Source organism: Mesorhizobium sp. WSM1293 (assembly GCF_000513875.1).
Classification (GTDB): Bacteria; Pseudomonadota; Alphaproteobacteria; order Rhizobiales; family Rhizobiaceae; genus Mesorhizobium; species Mesorhizobium ciceri.
Genome location: NZ_AZUV01000009.1, coordinates 157,284 through 176,920 on the forward strand (window position 1 = coordinate 157,284; position 19,637 = coordinate 176,920).

The following is a 19,637-nucleotide window of genomic DNA, read 5'->3' on the forward strand; positions in this document are numbered from 1 at the left end:
CTGTTTAGCCCGGCCGCAGCATCGAGCCGGAAATGGCAAAGATGCGTTGGGCGCCCAGCATATAGGCCATCAGCGTATCCAGCCGGAACAGCCCGGCATAGGCGCGATCGAGCACGTTGAGCGAGCCTGTATAGGCACCGAAGGCCGGCATGATCATGCGGCCGCCGTCGCCGGCAAAGCAGCGGCGCCGCACCGAGCGGCCCTGCTGGACGATGCGGGCGCAGGGATGCAGATGGCCCGCTATTTCGCCTTCGACACGCTGCTTCGATGGCTCATGCCGGAACAGCAGCGAGCCTATAGCAAGTTCACGCACCGTCTCGCCAGGCAGGTCGGCTGGCGCTTCCGGGTCATGATTGCCGGCGACCCAGAACCATTGCCGGCCTGATATCAGCGCTTCCAGCCGCTCTCGGAAACTTGCATGCATGCGTTGGGCGCCGCCGCCATCGTGAAAGCTGTCGCCCAGGCTGATGACGATAGACGGCTGGTAGTCAGCGATGACGGCCTGCAATCGCAGCAAGGTCGCGCCGGTGTCATAGGGCGGAATCAGCGTGCCGCGGCGTGCCAGCGACGAGCCCTTTTCCAGATGCAGGTCGGACACGGCCAGAAGCCGCAGATCCGGAAAATAAAGCACGCCGCGCGGGTCGCAGACGGCGCGTTCGCCTGATATGCCGACAAGATCGGCCTCGGCGATCAGCGATGTGCGCGCCAGCGAAAAATTCATTCCTCGACCATCTCCGGCCCCATGGCCTCCGCGACCAGCGTCGCCGCATCCATCAGCAATGTCTCATCGGCTTCGCCGTTCACCGGCATCTTGCCGATCTCGAGCATGATCGGCACGGCGAGCGGCGATATCTGTTCGAGAGCCTTATGCACGATTCGACCCTGGATGCGCGAGAGCATGTCGGCAAGTCTGCTGACATCGAGCAGGCCGGCCGCCGCATCGGCACGCGTCGCCTGCAGCAGGATGTGGTCCGGTTCATGGCTGCGCAGCACGTCATAGATCAGGTCGGTCGAGACCGTGACCTGGCGGCCGCTCTTCTCCTGGCCAGGGTGGCGTTTCTCGATCAATCCGGAAATCAGCGCGCAGTTGCGGAAGGTGCGCTTGAGAAGCCAGCTGTCGGCCAGCCAGGCTTCGAGGTCGTCGCCCAGCATGTCCTGGTCGAAAAGTGCGCTCAGCGAAGGCTTCCTGGCTTTGAACATCGCGCCCATGTCGCCCAGTGACCATATCGCTAAGGCATAGTCGGTGGCGACGAAGCCGAGCGGCCTGGCTCCTGCCCTGTCGAGGCGGCGGGTGAGCAGCATGCCGAGCGTCTGGTGCGCCAGCCTGCCCTCGAACGGGTAAGCCACCAGATAGTGGCGGTTGCCGCGTGGAAAGGTCTCGATCAGCAGGTCGTCGCGCTTGGGCAGCACCGATTTGTCGGCTTGGAACCGCAGCCAGTCGGCGACCTGCTCGGGCAGCTTTTTCCATCGCTGCGGGTCATCGAGCATGATGCGGACCTGTTCGGCGAGATAGGTCGAAAGCGGAAACTTGCCGCCTCCATAATAGGGCACCTTGGCATCGCTGCCCGGCGCGTTCGACACGAAGCATTCATTCTCTCGGATGCCTTCGAAGCGCAGCACCTTGCCAGCGAACATGAACGTGTCGCCATGCGTCAACGTTTCGAGGAAGGCCTCCTCGATCTTGCCGAGGACCCGACCGCCACGCGAAGCCGCGCCTTTGCTGCCGGCCTGCACATATCGAACATTCAGCGCCGGCACCTCGATGATGGTGCCGACATTCAGCCTGTATTGCTGGGCAACGCGGGGATTGGACACCCGCCACAACCCGTCCTTGTTCAAACGGATGCGGGCATAGCGCTCGTAGTTCTTGAGCGCATAGCCGCCGGTGGCAACGAAGTCGATGACGCGGTCGAATGTCGGCCGGTCGAGGCTGACATAGGGTGCTGCCGTTCGCACCTCCTCGTACAGGTCATCGGCACGGAACGGCGCGCCGCAGGCGCAGCCGAGCACATGCTGGGCCAGCACATCGAGCCCGCCATTGATCAACGGAGGCGTGTCCTGCGCGCCTAGATAGTTCGCGTCGAGGGCGGCCCGGCATTCCAGCACCTCAAAGCGGTTGGCGGGGATGAGGATCGCCTTGGACGGCTCGTCCATGCGGTGGTTGGCACGGCCGATGCGCTGTGCCAGTCGGCTCGCCCCCTTTGGCGCGCCGACATGCACCACCAGATCGACATCGCCCCAGTCGATGCCGAGATCGAGAGTCGAGGTGGCGACGATGGCGCGCAGCGCGTTTTCGCCCATCGCCTTCTCGACCCGCCGGCGCTGGGCGACGTCGAGCGAACCGTGATGCAGCGCGATCGGCAACGTGTCCTCGTTGACCCGCCACAATTCCTGGAAAAGCAGTTCCGCCTGGCTGCGGGTGTTGACGAACAGCAGTGTCGTCTTGTGGCGTTTGATCTCGCGATAGATTTCCGGCGTGGCGTAGCGCGCAGAATGTCCTGCCCATGGCACGCGCTCTTCGGAGTCGAGGATGGAAATCTCCGGTTTCGCACCCCCGGTGACGACGATCAGTTCGGCCATGTCATGGCCTGTCGAACCCTTGGGTGGATTCTGGCTGACCAGCCAGCGCCGCAACTCGTCCGGTTCGGCCACCGTCGCCGATAGCCCGATGGTTTGCAGACCAGGGACAAAGCTGCGCAACCGTGCCAGGCCGAGCGCCAGCAGATGCCCGCGTTTCGATGTCACCAGCGAATGCAGTTCGTCGAGCACGACGTAGCGCAGATCTTCGAAGAAGCGTCTGGCATCGCCGGCCGCAATCAGCAGCGCCAGTTGTTCGGGTGTGGTCAGCAGGATATCGGGCGGCACCAGTTTCTGGCGCTGGCGCTTGTGCGCCGGCGTGTCGCCGGTGCGCGTCTCGATGGTGACGGGCAGCCCGATCTCTTCCACCGGCTTGCCGAGATTGCGCTCGATATCGACGGCAAGCGCCTTCAACGGCGAGATGTAGAGCGTGTGGATACCGCGCTGCGCCTGGCCCGGCTTTCTCTTTGGCCCATTGGCCAGTTCGGTCAGCGAAGGCAGGAAGCCGGCCAGCGTCTTGCCGGCGCCGGTCGGCGCGATCAGCAGGACCGACTGACCGGCCTGGGCCTTCGCTAGAAGTTCGATCTGATGGGCGCGCGGCGACCAGCCTTTCTCGCCAAACCATCTGAGGAATGGTTCGGGCAGGGCCACGGCGGCATTCTGTTCGGCAAGGCGCGGCTCAACTGTCACCCGCCAGAGGTAGCGCGACGGCGCGCGAACGCCAAGGAAAATCGGAACAAAAGGTGATCGAGGTGAGCTTTCCTCGCCCCGGTACGGGGAGAGGATGCCGGCAGGCAGGTGGGGGGCGGCGCGAACCTCTCAATGCTGGCGCTGTCCCTCATCCGCCCTCGGGCACCTTCTCCCCGTGAACGGGGCGAAGGAAGAAAGGCTACGGCCTCCTGAACCCTGTCGGGCCACCATAGAGATAACCGATGCGGTCAACCGCATCCTTCAGGCCTTCGCGCGACACCAGCATGGTGTGGCCGTTGGCGTGGATCATCGTGTCGGCATCGGTCATCACGGCGACATGGCCCTTCCAGAACACCAGATCGCCGCGTCGCAAGCCGGAGAAATCAGGTCCCGGTTCCAGCGGCTCGCCAAGGGCCGCAGCCTGCATGTCGGAATCGCGCAGCACGTCTCTGCCGGCCATGCGCATCGCCAGTTGCACCAGCCCCGAACAGTCGATGCCGAAACCGGAAGTGCCACCCCAGAGATAGGGTGTTCCTAGAAACGCCTCGGCAACCGCGACATAGTCGGAGGCAGCTTCACTGAGCGGCCGCAGGTGACCTGCGATCAGCGCCTCGCCGGACGGCAGGACCGCATAGTGCGTACCGCGCGTCTCGGCCGCCTCAGTCACTGTCACCGTCGATCCCATCGACAATTGTCCGGCGATCGGAAAGCGCAGATCCGGCCCGGGGTAGAGGAAGGTGCGCGGCACGCAGACGATGTGCGTCGGCGTATGGTCCCGTTTGCCCAGCATCGTGTCAGCGACGTAGCCGACATAGCCGTCGCGTTCGGCCTGGACCCAGGCCCAGCCTTCAGCGACATCGAAGACCAGGACATCGTCGCCGAACAGGGCTTGCGTGTTGACGCCGGCATCCGGCCGCGGCGCCTTGCGCATATCGGCCACTGACGCGATGACCCGCGCCGGCCGGCCGGCGACGAAGCGGTCAGCGGCGACCTCGCCCTTCAGCCGTGCATCGGCAAGGTCGGAGCGAAAAGCGTGAAGGCGGGCATCCCTGGCAGTCAAATCGAGCACTCTGTTGAAAAGGTAAATTCGCTCACATAGGCAGTTCGAGCGCCTTGGCGATGATACCATCGCCGAAGCGCTCGACAAAGAGCGCGCCCTCGACCGTGCGCCTGATCAGAACATTGCGCTTGTCGAGCTCGTCGCGATGGCGCGAGACGAGTTTCAAAGCGCCCATCGTGTCAAGGGCGCGGGTGATCACCGGCTTGGTGACATTGAGCCGGGCGGCGAGCCCGCGCACGGTGTGCGGCGGCGGATCGAGATAGATGGTGAACAGGATCGCCGTCTGGCGCATGGTCAGATCGGGCGCGTCGTCGCGCACCTGCGACAGCATCACCTGCTGCCACAGTCGCAAGGCCTGGCTCGGGCGCATCGCAATCGACATCGCGCCAGCATGACGGCAAATTGTTTCGGTTCCGTTTCAGTCAAAGCGATTGCCGTCTTTCGCCTGCGACTGTCAGCCATAGCGTTTCGCGATGATCCGCTCCAGCGCGCGGATGCCCTGTGCCTCGCCGCCGGCGGGGCCATGCGGACGATCAGCCGGATTCCAGGCGAAGATGTCGAAATGCGCCCAGCCCGCGGTTTTTTCGACAAAGCGCTTCAGGAACAACGCCGCTGTGATCGAGCCGGCGAAACCGTCCGTGGTGACATTGTTGATGTCGGCGATCTTCGACGACAGTTTTGCATCGTAGGGCCGCCACAGTGGCATGCGCCACAGCGGATCCTCCGTCGCGACGGAAGCCTCCGCCAGATCGGATGCCAGCGTTTCGTCGCCGGTGTAGAACGGTGGCAGATCGGGGCCGAGCGCGACACGGGCAGCCCCGGTCAGCGTCGCCATGTCGACTAGAAGCTGCGGCTCCTCCTCGTCGGCCAGCGCCAGCGCGTCGGCCAGCACCAGCCGTCCCTCGGCATCCGTGTTGCCGATCTCGACAGTGATGCCCTTGCGGCTCACCAGCACGTCGCCAGGCCGGAAGGCGTTGCCGGCAATCGAATTCTCGACCGCGGGAATGAGCACGCGCAGCCGCACATTCAGCCCGGCAGCCATGATCATCGAGGCGAGGCCAAGCACATTGGCGGCACCGCCCATGTCCTTCTTCATCAGCAGCATGCCGGACGATGGCTTGATGTCGAGACCGCCCGTGTCGAAGCAGACGCCCTTGCCGACCAGCGTCACCTTCGGTGCGTCTTGCTGCCCCCATCGCATGTCGATCAAGCGCGGTGCGCTGGTCGACGCACGGCCGACCGCATGGATCATCGGGAAGTTCCGGTCGAGGAGATCGTCACCCTTGATCACCGAGACTTCGGCCTTGTGCCTGGCGGCCAGGGTCCGCACCGCCTGCTCCAAATCTTCCGGACCCATATCGCTGGTCGGCGTGTTGACCAGATCGCGTGTCAGGAAGACGCCATCGACAATGCGGCGAACGCGCCCGGCATCGACGTCGGCCGGCAGGCCGAAGCGCAGCGCCCTGCCTGGCTTCTTGCCGTAGCGAGTAAAGACATAACCGCCGAGCAGCAGCGCGATCGCCGCGAGTTCGGCCTCGGCCGGCGCCAAGGCGAAATGCCAGTCGCCTTCCGGCAAGGCTTTCGACAATGCGCCGAGGGCAAGCGCGCCTTCGCCATCGCCGATACCGAACAAGGCGCCGCCGAGCGCCCCGTTTTCGCCGGGCACGACCAGTGTCCTGCCTGCCTCGCCGGAAAAGCCGTTGGCCCTGGCCCAGGCGATGGCGGCCGGCGCAAGACCGGCCGCGTCCAGACCGTCCCTGGCGACCAGATGGACCGGCAGCGCGCCCGGCAATGTCTTCCCGACGAGTTCGACAGGCATGCGATGTTCTCCGTGTGAGTCGCCGTTCTTAACCGTCCGTTAGGGTTAACAGAATATTTCTGCGAGAGGGAAGACGGCCACGCAATGGCCGCGCATGAATGGAGGCTTAGGGTGCCATGCCGACCAACCGCAGGATCAATACCAGGGGAAAACGGCTCATCACCATGGCTCTTGTGCTGGCGCTGACGGCGGGCGTCGCCGGTTGCGGAACCGACAAGCTCTCCACCGGCTCTATCGCACGCACCAGCGGCAAACCGCTTGAAAGCATGTCGGCCGGCGAACTGCACAATGCCACCGGCGCACTTGGCCAATCCTACGCGAAGAACCCCAACGACAAGCGGATAGCGACGAACTATGCGGCGGCGTTGCAGATGGATGGCGATGCCGACCAGTCGCTGGCCGTGATGCGCAAACTCGCCATCGCTTTGCCCAAGGATCGTGACGTGCTTGCCTCCTATGGCAAGGCGCTGGCCGCCAATGGCCAGTTCGAGGCGGCGCTCGACGCCGTGCGCCGCGCTCAGACACCGGAATATCCCGACTGGAGGCTGGTGTCGGCGGAAGCGGCCATTCTCGACCAGACCGGCCAGAAGGACGATGCGCGCCAGCTTTACCGCAAGGCGCTCGACCTCAAGCCGAACGAGCCTTCCGTGCTCTCCAATCTTGGCATGTCGTATGTGCTGGAAGGTGATCTGCGCACCGCCGAAACCTATATGCGCTCGGCCGCGCAACAGCCGAATGCGGACAGCCGGGTCCGCCAGAACCTGGCGCTGGTCGTCGGCCTGCAAGGCCGGTTCGACGAGGCCGAGAAGATCGCCTCACAGGAACTGTCGCCCGAACAGGCGCAGGCAAATGTCGCCTATCTCAGGCAGATGCTGGCCCAACAGAACGCCTGGAGCCAGCTCAAGGATCAGGACAAGACGAAATCCGCAACCAACTGAGACCACAATTCCGACGCCCAAACGAAGAGGCCGCGCTGCATGCAGCGCGGCCTCTTCGTTTGAAGTGCACTGCAGGAATTTGCCGCTACTGGGCGTTTGTTGCCGGCGCCGCATGATCGCCGAAGATACCGCGTTGGCTGACCTGAATGCCGGCGGGACCCAGGATGATGGCGAAGAGCACCGGCAGGAAAAACAGGATCATCGGAACGGTGAGCTTTGGCGGCAGGGCGGCCGCCTTCTTCTCGGCCGCATTCATGCGCATGTCGCGGCTTTCGGCGGCAAGCACGCGCAGTGCATGCGCCACCGGCGTGCCGTAACGCTCGGCCTGGACGAGCGCCTGCGACACCGACTTGACCGAATCCAGGCCGGTGCGGCTTGCCAGGTTCTCGTAGGCCTGCTTGCGCTCCGGCAGATAGGAAAGCTCGGCATTGGTGAGGATGAACTCTTCCGCCAGCGCCACCGATTGCGCGCCGATCTCGTCGGCGACCTTGCGCAATGCTGCTTCCACCGACATGCCCGATTCGACGCAGATCAGCATCAGATCGAGCCCATCCGGCCATGCCATCTGGATCGACTGCTTGCGCTTGGTGGCGCGGTTGTTGACGTAGATGACCGGCGCGTAGAAGCCGCCGTAAGCAACGAGGATGCAGACGAACAGCCTGATGACCAATGGCTTGTCGGGCAGTCCTCCGAGCACGAAGATGTAGATTGCGGCCAGCGCGAAACCGACAAAAGGAAGCACGAGACGAAAGAAAAGAAACCGCGTCAGCGGATTCTGTCCACGAAAACCGGCCACCTTGAGTTTCTGCAAGGTGCCTTCATCGGCGAGCGCGCGTCTCAGATCCAGCCGGTCGACGATGTTGCGCATGCCGATCGACTGTTCCTCACGCAAGCCCTTGCGACGGCGATCGGCCTCGACCGCAAGCCGGGCGCGCTGTTGCGCACGCAGTTCGTCGCGCTCCAGCGCAACGGATTTCATGCGTGACTTGAGCTGGTTTCCGCCAAACGCCGGCAGCAAGGTGAAGACGGTCGCAAACACCGCTATCGCGACCAGCATCGCGATCAGGAAGCTCGGATCCGTCAGGGTCTTGATGACTTGCTCGGTCATGCCAGCATCCTAGACTTCGAAGTTCATCATCTTGCGCATCACCAGGATGCCGATCGACATCCAGACCGCAGAGCAACCAAGGATCAGGTTTCCGACGCTGGTGTTGAAGAGCGGCATCAGGTAGGCCGGGCTCGACAGGTAGACGAGAAAGGCGACGATGAAGGGCAGCGCACCGATGATCGCGGCGGATGCCTTCGCTTCCATCGACAGCGCCGCGACCTTGGCTTTCATCTTCTTGCGATCGCGAAGCACGCGCGAAAGATTGCCCAGCGCCTCGGAGAGATTGCCGCCGGCTTGCGATTGAATCTGGATAACGATGCCGAAGAAGCTTGCCTCGGTGCAAGGCATGGTTTCGGGCATGCGCAAGGTCGCGTCGGGGATAGAGAGGCCCATCTGCTGTGAATCGACGATGCGGCGAAACTCGGTCTTCACGGGTTCGGGCGATTCGTTGGCGATCAGGCGCACGGCATCGTTCAGCGGCAGGCCGGATTTGACCGCGCGCACGATGATGTCGAGCGCGTTTGGAAATTCGTTGAGGAATGCCTTGACCCGGCGGGCGCGGCGAAACGTGACGAACCAGCGCGGCAGGCCCAGCCCCCCGGCCAGCAGCACGCCCGGCAAGGCGATCAGCGGGGCTCCGGCCACGAAAGCGGCCATTGTCAAAACGATGCCGCATATTGCGGAATATATATAGAAACGCTCGATGGTGGTCTTGAGGCCGGCCTGACGAAGCTGGGCTTTCAGCGGCGGCTTCTTGACGCGGCTGTCCTTGGTTTTCTGCTTGGCGTCGAGTTCGTTGAGAGAATCCTGAACCGATTTGCGCCGCTTGGCGGCTTCCGCCACGCGGTCGCGCGAGGCCTTGACGACGGAGCGATCCGTCTCGGCGGTCCTGATTGTTTCGAGCCGCTTGCCGACCTGTTTCTCGTTGCTGATCCGGGTGAACAGAAATGCATAAGCGACGGCGCCGGCGCTGAAGCCGGCGAGCACGACAAACGCCAGTACTGTGCCGTCAATTCCAAACATTGGCCCGAACCCTTACACCCCAGCAGACGTCAGTCAGCGCGTTTCTCCATCGCCTCGAGCGCAATGGCGAGACGCTGCTCCTCGCCGTAATAGCGTGCACGCTCCCAGAAATGCGGACGGCCGATGCCGGTCGATACGTGCTCACCCAACAGCCGGCCGTTGGCGTCCTCACCCTTGATGTTGTAGAGGACGATATCCTGCGTGATGATAACGTCGCCTTCCATCCCGATCACCTCGGTGATGTGGGTGATGCGGCGCGATCCGTCGCGCAGGCGCGCTGCCTGGATGATCACGTCGATGGAACCGACGACGATTTCGCGCACTGTCTTCTGCGGCAGCGAATAACCGCCCATGGCAATCATGGATTCGATGCGGTTCAGGCATTCGCGTGGGCTGTTCGAGTGGATCGTGCCCATCGAGCCGTCATGGCCGGTGTTCATCGCCTGCAGAAGATCGAACACTTCGGGTCCGCGCACTTCGCCGACGATGATGCGCTCGGGCCGCATGCGCAGGCAGTTCTTGACCAGGTCGCGCATCGTCACCTCACCCTCGCCCTCCAGATTGGGCGGGCGGGTTTCGAGGCGCACCACATGCGGCTGCTGCAATTGCAGCTCGGCCGAGTCTTCGCAGGTGATGACGCGCTCCTCGCGGTCGATATAGTTGGTCAGGCAATTGAGCAGCGTGGTCTTGCCCGAACCGGTACCGCCCGAGATCACGATGTTGCAGCGAACACGGCTGATGATCTTGAGAACTTCGGCGCCCTGCGGCGAGATGGCGCCGAACTTGACCAGTTGGTCGAGCGTCAGCTTGTCCTTCTTGAATTTGCGGATGGTGAGCGTGGCGCCGTCGATGGAGAGCGGCGGCGCGATGACGTTGACGCGCGAGCCATCGGGGAGGCGCGCGTCGCAGATCGGGCTGGATTCGTCGACGCGGCGGCCAACCTGGCTGACGATGCGCTGGCAGATGTTGAGGAGCTGCTGGTTGTCACGAAAGCGGATGCCGGTCTGTTCGACCTTGCCGTTGACCTCGATGTAGACGTTCCTGGAGCCGTTGACCATGATGTCGGCGATGTCGTCGCGGGCGAGCAGCGGCTCGAGCGGCCCATAGCCGAGCACGTCATTGCAGATGTCCTCGAGCAGCTCTTCCTGCTCGGCGATCGTCATTGCGAAGTTCTTGATCGCGATGATGTCGTTGACGATGTCGCGGATTTCCTCGCGCGCACTTTCAGGATCAAGCTTGGAAAGCTGCGACAGATCTATGGTGTCGATGAGCGCGGAGAAGACCTGGCTCTTGGTATCGTAATAGGTTTCGCTCTTTTCGCGCTGTGCCCGCTTCGGCTCAGGCGCCAATGGCGGTGCCTCGACCGCACGGCGCGCCGGCGGCGCGACAGGCGCGCTTGGCGCCGCAGGCCGTGTCAGAACCGCCGTGTCCACGGAACCTGCAGCCGGTGGCGCAACAGGCGCCGGTGCTGGCTGGCGAAATTCCGGCGTGAACCGGTTGCCGTCGTCGCTGCCTCTTTTACCAAACATGATCGACTACCGATTCCACTGCTGAAGCATCACTTCTTGTTGCGCGAGAGCTTGCCGAGCAGGCTGCCGAGCCCGGCCTTCTTCCTGATCTTGATTTCGCTGCGCCCGGTCAGCACATGCGCCATTTCGTTGATCATCGCGACGACCGGGTTCTTGGCATCCATTTCGCCAAGCATGCGTCCATTGTTGGCGGCATTGCCGAACAGCAACGGATCAAAAGCAATGACCGACATTGGCGACAGACCGAGCGGCTCGGCGAAATCGGACGGCGAAATCTCCGGGCGCTTCGGGACGCCGGCCTGGTTGATGATCAGCTTGGGCGGCGGATCATTGGGACGAAGCCGCTTGAGCATGTCGATGAGGTTCTTGGTGTTGCGCAGATTGGCAAGTTCCGGTGTCGCGGTGATGACGACCTCGTCGGCCTTGACCAGTGTGTTCTTGGTCCAGCCCGTCCAGGCATGGGGGACGTCGAGCACCAGAAGCGGCACGCTGCGCTGGGCGGTGTCGATGAGCTGCGCGAAGGCCTCGGGATCGAAATCATAGACCCGTTCGAGCGTCGAAGGCGCCGCCAGCAGCGACAGATGCTCGGCGCACTGGGTCAGCAGCCGGTCGAGATAGACTTCATCGATGCGTTCCGGTGAAAACACCGCCTCGGCGATGCCTTGCGCCGGATCCTGGTCGAAATTGATGTTGGCGGTGCCGAAAGCCAGATCGAGATCAGCGACGACCACTTCGGATTTGAACAGGGAGGACATCGCCCAAGCCACATTGTGGGCGATCGTCGAGGAGCCGACACCGCCCTTGGCGCCGACGAAGGCGATCGAGCGGCCGAGCGGCTCGGCTTCCGGATCGATGAAAATCGACGACACCACGCTGACGATGTCGGCCATCGAGACCGGAGCGATCACATATTCGGAAATGCCGTTGCGGATGAGTTCCCGGTAGAGGCCGACATCATTGTAGTGGCCGATCACCACCACCTTCGACGTCGGATCGCAATATTCCGAAAGCTGGGCGAGTTGTTCCAGCAATTGCTTGGGCTCGCTGCGCGATTCCAGCAGGATCAGATTGGGCGTCGGCGCCGATTGGTAGAATTCGATGGCAGTGGGAACACCGCCCATGTGGACCTTGAGATGCGCCTTCGTCATGCGACGGTCCTCGCCGGCGCGCTCGACCGGGTTGGCAACACCCTCGGTCTCGCAGAATGCCTGGATCGAGATGCGCGGGATCGGCCGCAACGCCTGCATCGCGGCGATGTCCTGCTGCGAGGTATCGCTGCCGTCCACCGGGGCGTCGTAGGCAAGGTTGCTCATCGTCATGCTCTTTCCCGTGGCCTGTTCTATCCGAGACTGGCGGCTCAGTACGTCACTTCCGAATTGCCGAGGAACTCGTCCGAGATACCTCTCTTTTGGTAAACATCGATGGCTTGGCTACGATTTGCCGGATCAATATTGGCAGATTTACGCGGGCCGAGCAGGTCAGATGGGTTAGCCATCTGGGCGGCAAGATTGTTCTGATAAGAGCAACCGAAATCGGCATAGTGCTTGTTTTCCGACGTGTCGACGAGGTCGGCTGGCCAGCGTCCGCATTTGTCGGTCTGGGCTTTCACCGAGATATAAGCAACGCGAATCGGGGCCGAGGCTTCGGCGGAAGCGGACTGATAGGAAGTCACGACAATCCGGTTGCGCTTGATGCCGCTGGCAACCGCCAGCCGGGCGAAATCGCGGGCCGCCGCGGTCGCCGCGACCTCGTTGGCCGATCCGCTCGGGACCTGGATCGTCAGCGTCGGGGCGGCACTTCTGTCATAGCCATCCAGGAAGCCAAGAAGCGTATCGCGCTGGGAGCCGGTCATGCCGCGGTCACCGGCGCCGACAGGCAGGTCGATCTTCTGGTTCTTCTCGGCGATGACGATCGGATGGTTGGTGCGGTAATCGTCCGGGATGGCGCCGACCGTGATGCTGTCGCGCTGGGCGCAGCCGGCCAGCAGCGCCGCCACCGCAACCGCCAGGACAGGAACGGCTCGCCGGCAGACCCGTGAACGGCCGAGACGGGTCGTTGCGGCGATGGTGCTTGCCTTCAATGCTGACTGAGACATGTCCGCTTCCCCGCTTACTTGTAGATGAAGCCGACAACGCCGTGGTAGCGGCCATTGGGCTTGTCGGTCTGCATGGTGCCGTAGACGCGATTGACGCGGCCAAGGAACATGCCGGCGCCATCGCTGGCGGCGTTGAAATTGTCGTCCGGCTTGGCAAGGTCGTTGCGCGCCACCGGCTTCACCAGATAGGGCGTGATGATGATGACGAGCTCGGTCTCGTTTCGCACGAAATCCCTGCTACGGAAGAGCGCGCCAAGCACCGGGATCTTTGTCAGTCCAGGCAATCCGTTGACGGCTTGCCTGACGTCGTCGCGAACCAGGCCGGCGATCATCATGGAGCCACCGGATGGCAATTCCACCGTTGTGTCGGCAAGGCGCTTGCGCAGCGACAGGGCATTCATTCCGGGACTCGTCACGCCTGAGGAGAACGATACGGATCCCTCGGTTGTCGGCTCGGAAACCGACGTCCTGACTTTCAAACTTATGCGGCCGGGAGACAACACAACCGGCTGGAATTCCAGGCCGATGCCGTACTCGATCTTTTCGACGCTGTAGGTCTTCAGGCCGGTCTGGTTGTCTTGCGATACATTTGCCGAGACACCCGTGACCATATTGTATTCACCGCCCACTTTGAAGGTTGCCTTCTCGCCCGACACAGCCGTCAAGGTCGGCTCGGCCAAGGTCTTCATCACCCCGGACTGCTCCATGGCGTTTACATAAGCCTGCAGTCCTGAAGCGCCGATTTGAAAGCCGGAATTCGACAGCTGTTTGCCGAGACCCGTGAAGTTGTCGCTGATTGCGCCGTAACTAATGCCGTTGCTGCCGCCGCTGCCAACCATGTTGACGCCGAGCTGCTTCATCACCGAGCGGCTGACTTCGGCGACCGTCACCTTCAGCGTCACCTGGTCGTCGCCAATGATCTGGATCAGGTTGACGATCTGGCTGGTGCGGCGCTCCTGGTCCGGATTGTTGATGTCGACACCGCTCTGGGCCGAACCGCCGGCCGCGGTCTGCGAATATTGTCCCGTCGTTGCCTCACCACCCGACACGAACATGTTTGCCAACTGTTCGGCACGCTTGGCATCCAGCGGGGTGTCCACGGTTCCTGTGAGAACGACGTTATCGTTCAGCAGTTCCACCTTGACGGCCGACGTCGGCAGGAAGCGCCTGATATAATCCTCAAGGCCGGCAACGTCGCGTTCGACGGCAAGGTCCAGACTGACGATCTGCTCGCCATTGGGGCCGAAGACAAATATGTTCGTCTCGCCGACCGCCTTGCCGAACAGATAGATGCGCCGCGCGGTGCGGGTCACAGCATCGGCAACCGCCGGGTTGGCGACGAGAATGTCGTAGGCATCGCTCGGCAGGTCGATGACCACCGACTTGTTGAGGCCTAGCTTGACGCGCTGGGTGGCCGTCGATGCCGTGACCTGCGCGTTCTTTGCCTCGACGACGCTGCCTTGCAAATTCGATCCGACGAGCAGCAGGCCGAATGCCGCGGCTACGATTGCCGGCAGTTTACCGCTTAGCTTCATTTCCTTGCCCCCACTTCGGAAACTTCGCCCGACTTGATCAGCCTCACCGTTCCCCTGCGGCCATTGCCGGAAACGAGATAGTCGGCCTCACCCAGATTTTTTTCCTGCGTGTCCGCGACCGCCCGCAACGCCAGGGTCAGGCGATCCGCCATCTGCTGGGCGACGGTGATGATCTCCGCCTGCTTGGGCGTCAGTTCCAACGTGGCAGTCTGGCCCACCCTGGTCTTCTTGCCTTCCTCGTCCTCCTGAATGGTCTGGTCGATGGCCAGGACGCGGATGTTCTTGAGGATGGTCTCGGTGTTGAAGCCGGCGGCGCCGCTGGCGGCATCGGCCCTGCGGGTCATGATGACGTCGACGAAATCATTGGGAAGAATGAAGCCGCCGGCCGACGTATCGGCCGAGATGGCCGTGGCGACCGCCCGCATGCCGGAAGGCAGGATCGACGACATGAAGCTCTGGCCCTCGCCGATCAGCTTGGACCGCCGCAGCGGTTCTCCGGCATACATCGCCACACGGGCAACGGAACTCTTCAGCTTGTCCAGCGCCTCGGGCTCGGCGGTGCGGGTGATGAAATTCGCGTTGACGCCGTCGGCGGGCCAGGATTGCCAGGCGATGCTGTTTTGGATCGGGCTGCCCATCGGAACGTCGCCTGAAAGCACAAGCACATCCTGGAGTGCCACCGCCGGGGCCTGGGGGCCGGAATCGACGACGATCTGGGGCGGCGGTGCCACCATGTTCTTCGCGACATAGCCAGCGCCACCCGCCGCAGCCACCGCCACGCTCAGAATTATCAATCGCGATGCTGGCATTTGTTCGAACCCTTGCCCCTGGCAAACCACGTAGCCAAGCCGGACTTTGCAGCGGCAATCGTCAAAACAAGGTTAATGTAATGCTTACGATCGTGATTAATTTAAGGTTTACATAAATTAGCCGGAATGTGGCCTGACCGGCCAAAATGGCCGGGCCAGCCCTGTTGAGAACGGGGTTTCGGCAATGCTGACAGACAAAAAAATAAGATCGCGCTCAGGCCGCCAACCTGGCAAGCGCCCATGCCATCAATGGCGAATCCGGATAGGTCAGCAAGCCGCCAAGGCCGAGCGCGACACCGTAGGGAACACCTTTTGCCTCGTCGGCGAAATGGCGCAGAAACGGATTTTGGCCGGTAACGGCCGCAAGCAGCGACTTCCGGTAGAGGATGATCGCCAGCGTCAGCAGGCCGCCGATGATAGTCGAGGCGACAAGATACTCCACGAGATTGACATTGAGGCCCATCCACATCGCGGTGGCGGCCAGAAGCTTGGCGTCGCCGCCGCCCATGCCGCCCATCGCAAACAGGCCGAACGTCACGGCCAGGACCAGGGCGCCGGCGGCGAAATGTCCGCCATAGGCCGCCCAGTCCATGCCTGTCAGGGGCGCGACCAGCGCAAAAACGGCGACAAGCAGCACCGGCACGCGATTGGCGATCGTCATCGACAGCATGTCGGAGATCGCGGCAAACAGCATGCAGAACGGAAAAACGACCAAGATCAGGGCTTCAAGCATTGGCGCTATGCCTATTGTCCGATTCCACAGGGCTCAATCTAAGTATGTTCGATTAACGATTGATGAGGCCAGGAGCGAAAAGACGACCTATATTGACTGCGGCATAGAAAAAGGGCCGCCACGCGGCGGCCCTTTTCCAGAAACGCAATCTAAGTGCTCGGCGATAAGCCGATCAGCTGCCGCTCGGCGCGGAGTTCAGGGTGCTGGCGATGTTGGTGAACTTGCCGTTGAGGGCATTACCGAGCGTGCCGGCGCCAGTGATGATGGCGAGCGCGATGAGAGCGGCGATCAGACCATATTCGATAGCGGTCGCGCCGGATTCGTCCTTCACAAAACGTGCGATGAGATTAGACATTCGAGAGCTCCTACTCCACGTGTTACAGCACTTCCGTCAACTTCTGTGATGGTTGATCGGATGCTGCCAATCTAGGGAGAAGCTCTTTCGATCGGCTTAAGAAACAGCCTTACCGATTCCTTTCCCGGTTGGAACATATTGCGTGGTTAACTTCGGGCTAAAGTACCGCCGCGCCTTCCAGTCCCGGGTTTGGCAGGCTTGCGCCCCGACCGGACCGCGCCTCGCGGGCGCCCTTGCCGGCCATTCGCACGATTGGCAACATCGTATGCTTAACCGTTGGTTCACCAATCTCGTTCATGTTCCGTTGATCAGTCCGCCTGCGTGGAGCGCCTCAATGGCCCAGCCGAGATCGTCAATCCTGATTGCCGCGCTTCTTGCCGTCTCGAGCTTCGTCGCTCCCGCCATGGCCGGCGCCGGCATCGAGGTCACGATGAACCAGGCCAAGATCGTCAAATTGTCGCGTCCCGCAGACACCATCGTGGTCGGCAACCCGGCAATCGCCGACGCTTCGGTACAGGACGCTTCGACGATCGTGCTCACCGGCAAAGGCTTCGGCGTCACCAATCTGGTCGTGCTCGATACCGACGGCAGTCCCATCGTCGACGAGCAGGTTACCGTCGTGCGGCAGGCCGCTTCGTCGGTGCGCATCTATCGGCGTGCCGAAATCCAGACGATGTCCTGCACGCCCTATTGCGAAAGCTCCTACAAGAGCGAAGCGGAGAAGTCTTCCGAAGCGGAGATGAGCGTCAGCCGATAGGTGGCGTGACCGGCTGCCGTTCCGGTTATCGGCTGGTTAAGAGGCCTGCGCCGACTTTAACGATCATCCAAACCGGACCTCAATTGGTTTGCGCTAATGCTCCTTCCGAGACCGCATAGAGATCGGCAGGATTGGACATGAGCACGGAATTCGGCTGCGCAGGCGACCACAGAGCGGGACGCCGAAGGTTTTTCGTTCGCTTCCTTCGTGACCGGCGCGGCGCCACGGCAATCGAATTCGCGATCCTTTCAGTCCCCTTCGCGCTGCTTGTCTTTGCCATTCTGGAAAGCTGCATTTCGTTTGCCGCGCAGGAAGTGATGGCCAACATCACCGACGATGTCGCGCGCCAGTTGCGCACCGGCCAGTTAAAGGCGGCCACCGTCACTGAAGACGGGTTGAAGACCACGATCTGCAACAAACTGCAGATCATCGTCGCCCAGGATTGCAAGCTTCAGTTGATGGTGGATCTTCGCCAATACACGGCATTCGCAGACGCGGCGGCGGCCGGCTTCAAGATCAAGAACAACGATGTCCAGTTGACGAACGGCACCACCGAAGTGCCCTTTTCCACTACGGCGGGTGCGGCGGAGTCGAGGAACATGCTGCGGGTCTTTTACAAATGGCCGATCATGACCGACCTGCTGGCCAAATCGATGGGCGGCAACAAGACCCTGCATTTCGCATCGGTGACCTGGCAGAACGAGCCGTTCGACAACTGAGCGGAATGCACGAGCAGTATAAGAAAAGGGCAATGAGCATGATGCGTGCGGGGGCACATCTTATGATTACGGGAGTTTGGCGCAAAGCAAGTCGATTCTGGTCGGATCGCCGCGGCATCGCAGCGGTCGAATTCGCTTTGATCATGCCAATTCTGCTGATCATGTATTTCCTCACAATGGAAGCGTCCCAAGCCATCGAGACCAGCAAGAAGGTCAGTCGTATCGGCAGCATGGTGGCCGATCTCGTCACCCAGCAGACAAGCGTCCTCAAAGCGGATGTCGACGCCATCATGCAGATCGGCAGCGTCACCCTTCAACCCTACAATCGCTCAAACCCGACCATCACCATCACGGCAATCCAGGTCTCGGCCGATGGGACACAGGCACTGGTGGTGTGGTCACGCAAATTGGTAGCCGGCGTCGCCAGCCGTGGCGCCGCCGCCACCACCGCGACAACGGTCCCGGCGTCGCTCAGAGTCGCCAACACTTTTCTCATCCGCGTCGAAAGCAATCTCGGCTATACGCCGGTCATCGCATGGAGCGCGAGCAGTCAACAGAAGCTTGGGCTGACCTCGGCTTTCAGCAACATAAATATGGGCGAAACCTATTTTCTGCGCCCCCGCAGAAGCGTGGCAATCCCTTGCAGCGACTGTTGAACAGAGGCAGTCAGGCGCGGCGCAAGGCCGCTCCAGCTACTGCTGCTGCCCACGGTCCGAAACGAAGCGCACGATAGCAGCGGCCATCTCGTAGTCTTTTGGCGCCACGGTGGCGAAGCCGCCGGGATGCTTCGACTCCAGAAGGTCGTAGATATCGGGCGTCGTCGACTTGAGGTTGGTGAGGAACACGGTGAGCCGGCGCTTGGCTTCAGGGTCGAGATCGCTGCGGACCGCATGTGGGCCATATCTCAGCAGGCCCGACGTCCATACGATCCGAAGCGCCGTCACTGAGAGCCCTGCCGCCTCCAACCTGGCCTGCGTGCCCGGTGCTCCCGGCCGGCTGTCGGCGGCGGCCGTCACCCAACCGAACAGGCCATCGGCCTTGCCATCGACCAGCATCGTTTCGGCCGCCGCGGCCGAATCGGCATGGACCAGAAACGGCGCATCTTCCGCGATCTTGCGGCCTTCCGCCGCCAACGCCGCCAATGGCAAGAGAGAACCGCCGACGCTGTCCGAAGGCGCCATGGCGATACGATGGCTGTCCATCGCCGCAAGGTCGGGCAGCTTGCCGTCCCGCGTCAGCAGAACGGAGCGGATGCCGATCGAGCCGTCTGAATCGACCGGAGCCACAAGCGGTTCGATACATAAGCAGCGTTGCGAGGCCGTCGCATAGGCGGTGGCCGAATAGATCGCGTATTCGATGCGGGCATTGGCCTGCGCCTCGATCAGCGCGGCATAGTTGCGGGCAACGACAAACTCGACCTTCATGCCCAAGGCCTTGGTGTAGGCGTCGGTCAACAGTGCCAGCCCCGGAACGGAGTTGCCGGCGCCTGGCTCGGCAACGATGCCGATGCGAAACGTGCCGATATCATCACGCCAGTCGGCATGCGCCGGATTGGACCAGAGCCCGACCTGCGCCAGCATGAGAGCGGCATAAGTCTTCAGCGCAACTCTCATGACAGGAACCACAGTCTGTTGTCCTCGATCCATGCCGGTGCATTTGTGCATGTCGTTGCCCAAAACCGCTGCGCACCTTTGGGCGACATGCATCTCTGTTTGTGCATGTCGTTATCCCAAAACCGCTGCGCACTTTTGGGCGACATGCATCTCTGTTTGTGCATGTCGTTATCCCAAAACCGCTGCGCACTTTTGGGCGACATGCATCAGACTATCACGCCAAGCCGTTGCCGTTTGGTTTCCGAATTGCCAATGAAGTCGCGGAACCCTATGTCTG

19 protein-coding genes are annotated in these 19,637 nt (G+C 62.1%); 4 read left to right on the plus strand and 15 right to left on the minus strand.

Annotated features, from left to right (window positions below):
• Positions 1-4: 4 nt before the first annotated feature.
• The 5 genes from pdeM to M729_RS0112495 form a co-directional block, all read right to left on the minus strand.
• Positions 5-721, minus strand: a complete 717-nt coding sequence (gene pdeM / locus M729_RS0112475; RefSeq protein ID WP_013533672.1) for a ligase-associated DNA damage response endonuclease PdeM — start codon at positions 719-721, stop codon at positions 5-7.
• Entirely contained in the window at positions 718-3,267 is a 2,550-nt protein-coding gene (locus M729_RS0112480; RefSeq protein WP_027161741.1) for a ligase-associated DNA damage response DEXH box helicase, read from the minus strand. Before M729_RS0112480 ends, pdeM begins: the two co-directional genes overlap by 4 nt.
• A 199-nt stretch (positions 3,268-3,466) precedes the next feature.
• The gene (locus tag M729_RS0112485; RefSeq protein ID WP_027161742.1) at positions 3,467-4,327 is read right to left on the minus strand and encodes an NlpC/P60 family protein; all 861 of its coding nucleotides are present in this window, start codon (positions 4,325-4,327) and stop codon (positions 3,467-3,469) included.
• 31 nt (positions 4,328-4,358) lie between these two features.
• Positions 4,359-4,709 (minus strand): MarR family winged helix-turn-helix transcriptional regulator, encoded by a 351-nt coding sequence (locus M729_RS0112490; protein WP_013533675.1) that lies wholly within the window; start codon positions 4,707-4,709, stop codon positions 4,359-4,361.
• Positions 4,710-4,781: 72 nt separating this feature from the next.
• The gene (locus M729_RS0112495) at positions 4,782-6,146 is read right to left on the minus strand and encodes a M17 family metallopeptidase (RefSeq protein ID WP_027161743.1); all 1,365 of its coding nucleotides are present in this window, start codon (positions 6,144-6,146) and stop codon (positions 4,782-4,784) included.
• Between the two features lie 116 nt (positions 6,147-6,262).
• Between M729_RS0112495 and M729_RS0112500 the strand changes: the two genes are divergently transcribed.
• Positions 6,263-7,084: a tetratricopeptide repeat protein gene (locus M729_RS0112500; protein ID WP_027161744.1), complete on the plus strand. Its 822-nt coding sequence runs from the start codon at positions 6,263-6,265 to the stop codon at positions 7,082-7,084.
• An 85-nt stretch (positions 7,085-7,169) separates the two neighbouring features.
• On the opposite strand, the gene M729_RS0112505 is transcribed toward M729_RS0112500, so the two are convergent.
• The 9 genes from M729_RS0112505 to M729_RS0112545 all read right to left on the minus strand — a co-directional run bounded on the left by M729_RS0112505 (position 7,170) and on the right by M729_RS0112545 (position 16,271).
• Positions 7,170-8,192 carry a type II secretion system F family protein gene (locus M729_RS0112505; RefSeq protein ID WP_013533678.1) on the minus strand — a complete coding sequence of 341 codons (1,023 nt, stop codon included), beginning with the start codon at positions 8,190-8,192 and terminating at the stop codon, positions 7,170-7,172.
• Positions 8,193-8,201: 9 nt separating this feature from the next.
• Positions 8,202-9,215 carry a type II secretion system F family protein gene (locus M729_RS0112510; protein ID WP_013533679.1) on the minus strand — a complete coding sequence of 338 codons (1,014 nt, stop codon included), beginning with the start codon at positions 9,213-9,215 and terminating at the stop codon, positions 8,202-8,204.
• Positions 9,216-9,244: 29 nt separating this feature from the next.
• The gene (locus M729_RS0112515) at positions 9,245-10,744 is read right to left on the minus strand and encodes a CpaF family protein (RefSeq protein ID WP_013533680.1); all 1,500 of its coding nucleotides are present in this window, start codon (positions 10,742-10,744) and stop codon (positions 9,245-9,247) included.
• Positions 10,745-10,773: 29 nt separating this feature from the next.
• Positions 10,774-12,063 carry a CpaE family protein gene (locus tag M729_RS0112520; RefSeq protein ID WP_032808351.1) on the minus strand — a complete coding sequence of 430 codons (1,290 nt, stop codon included), beginning with the start codon at positions 12,061-12,063 and terminating at the stop codon, positions 10,774-10,776.
• Positions 12,064-12,101: 38 nt separating this feature from the next.
• Positions 12,102-12,839 (minus strand): CpaD family pilus assembly protein, encoded by a 738-nt coding sequence (locus tag M729_RS0112525; protein ID WP_027161745.1) that lies wholly within the window; start codon positions 12,837-12,839, stop codon positions 12,102-12,104.
• A gap of 14 nt (positions 12,840-12,853) precedes the next feature.
• Complete coding sequence (locus tag M729_RS0112530) at positions 12,854-14,374, minus strand: type II and III secretion system protein family protein (protein ID WP_027161746.1); 1,521 nt, start codon at positions 14,372-14,374, stop codon at positions 12,854-12,856.
• Complete coding sequence (cpaB, locus tag M729_RS0112535) at positions 14,371-15,183, minus strand: Flp pilus assembly protein CpaB (RefSeq protein ID WP_024503189.1); 813 nt, start codon at positions 15,181-15,183, stop codon at positions 14,371-14,373. Before cpaB ends, M729_RS0112530 begins: the two co-directional genes overlap by 4 nt.
• A 214-nt stretch (positions 15,184-15,397) precedes the next feature.
• Complete coding sequence (locus M729_RS0112540; RefSeq protein ID WP_024503190.1) at positions 15,398-15,916, minus strand: prepilin peptidase; 519 nt, start codon at positions 15,914-15,916, stop codon at positions 15,398-15,400.
• A gap of 172 nt (positions 15,917-16,088) precedes the next feature.
• Complete coding sequence (locus tag M729_RS0112545; protein ID WP_024503191.1) at positions 16,089-16,271, minus strand: Flp family type IVb pilin; 183 nt, start codon at positions 16,269-16,271, stop codon at positions 16,089-16,091.
• A 334-nt stretch (positions 16,272-16,605) separates the two neighbouring features.
• On the opposite strand from M729_RS0112545, the gene M729_RS0112550 reads away from it, so the two are divergent.
• From M729_RS0112550 to M729_RS0112560, 3 genes are all read left to right on the plus strand, one after another.
• Complete coding sequence (locus M729_RS0112550) at positions 16,606-17,028, plus strand: pilus assembly protein N-terminal domain-containing protein (protein WP_013533687.1); 423 nt, start codon at positions 16,606-16,608, stop codon at positions 17,026-17,028.
• A gap of 137 nt (positions 17,029-17,165) precedes the next feature.
• Positions 17,166-17,747 (plus strand): TadE/TadG family type IV pilus assembly protein, encoded by a 582-nt coding sequence (locus tag M729_RS0112555; protein ID WP_027161747.1) that lies wholly within the window; start codon positions 17,166-17,168, stop codon positions 17,745-17,747.
• A gap of 38 nt (positions 17,748-17,785) precedes the next feature.
• Complete coding sequence (locus M729_RS0112560) at positions 17,786-18,403, plus strand: TadE/TadG family type IV pilus assembly protein (protein WP_027161748.1); 618 nt, start codon at positions 17,786-17,788, stop codon at positions 18,401-18,403.
• 36 nt (positions 18,404-18,439) lie between these two features.
• Here M729_RS0112560 and M729_RS0112565 read toward each other — a convergent pair whose 3' ends face one another.
• A complete protein-coding gene (locus M729_RS0112565) occupies positions 18,440-19,360 on the minus strand; it encodes a PhnD/SsuA/transferrin family substrate-binding protein (RefSeq protein WP_027161749.1) in 921 nt (306 codons plus the stop codon).
• Positions 19,361-19,637 lie beyond the last annotated feature (277 nt).

Excerpts from the sequence above, each read along its gene's own strand:
- pdeM (WP_013533672.1), bottom strand. The coding sequence starts at position 721 with ATGAATTTTTCGCTGGCGCGCACATCGCTGATCGCCGAGGCCGATCTT.
- M729_RS0112490 (WP_013533675.1), bottom strand. The coding sequence starts at position 4,709 with ATGTCGATTGCGATGCGCCCGAGCCAGGCCTTGCGACTGTGGCAGCAG.
- M729_RS0112495 (WP_027161743.1), bottom strand. The coding sequence starts at position 6,146 with ATGCCTGTCGAACTCGTCGGGAAGACATTGCCGGGCGCGCTGCCGGTC.
- M729_RS0112500 (WP_027161744.1), top strand. The coding sequence starts at position 6,263 with ATGCCGACCAACCGCAGGATCAATACCAGGGGAAAACGGCTCATCACC.
- M729_RS0112505 (WP_013533678.1), bottom strand. The coding sequence starts at position 8,192 with ATGACCGAGCAAGTCATCAAGACCCTGACGGATCCGAGCTTCCTGATC.
- M729_RS0112510 (WP_013533679.1), bottom strand. The coding sequence starts at position 9,215 with ATGTTTGGAATTGACGGCACAGTACTGGCGTTTGTCGTGCTCGCCGGC.
- M729_RS0112515 (WP_013533680.1), bottom strand. The coding sequence starts at position 10,744 with ATGTTTGGTAAAAGAGGCAGCGACGACGGCAACCGGTTCACGCCGGAA.
- M729_RS0112520 (WP_032808351.1), bottom strand. The coding sequence starts at position 12,063 with ATGACGATGAGCAACCTTGCCTACGACGCCCCGGTGGACGGCAGCGAT.
- M729_RS0112525 (WP_027161745.1), bottom strand. The coding sequence starts at position 12,839 with ATGTCTCAGTCAGCATTGAAGGCAAGCACCATCGCCGCAACGACCCGT.
- M729_RS0112530 (WP_027161746.1), bottom strand. The coding sequence starts at position 14,374 with ATGAAGCTAAGCGGTAAACTGCCGGCAATCGTAGCCGCGGCATTCGGC.
- cpaB (WP_024503189.1), bottom strand. The coding sequence starts at position 15,183 with ATGCCAGCATCGCGATTGATAATTCTGAGCGTGGCGGTGGCTGCGGCG.
- M729_RS0112540 (WP_024503190.1), bottom strand. The coding sequence starts at position 15,916 with ATGCTTGAAGCCCTGATCTTGGTCGTTTTTCCGTTCTGCATGCTGTTT.
- M729_RS0112545 (WP_024503191.1), bottom strand. The coding sequence starts at position 16,271 with ATGTCTAATCTCATCGCACGTTTTGTGAAGGACGAATCCGGCGCGACC.
- M729_RS0112550 (WP_013533687.1), top strand. The coding sequence starts at position 16,606 with ATGGCCCAGCCGAGATCGTCAATCCTGATTGCCGCGCTTCTTGCCGTC.
- M729_RS0112555 (WP_027161747.1), top strand. The coding sequence starts at position 17,166 with ATGAGCACGGAATTCGGCTGCGCAGGCGACCACAGAGCGGGACGCCGA.
- M729_RS0112560 (WP_027161748.1), top strand. The coding sequence starts at position 17,786 with ATGATGCGTGCGGGGGCACATCTTATGATTACGGGAGTTTGGCGCAAA.
- M729_RS0112565 (WP_027161749.1), bottom strand. The coding sequence starts at position 19,360 with ATGAGAGTTGCGCTGAAGACTTATGCCGCTCTCATGCTGGCGCAGGTC.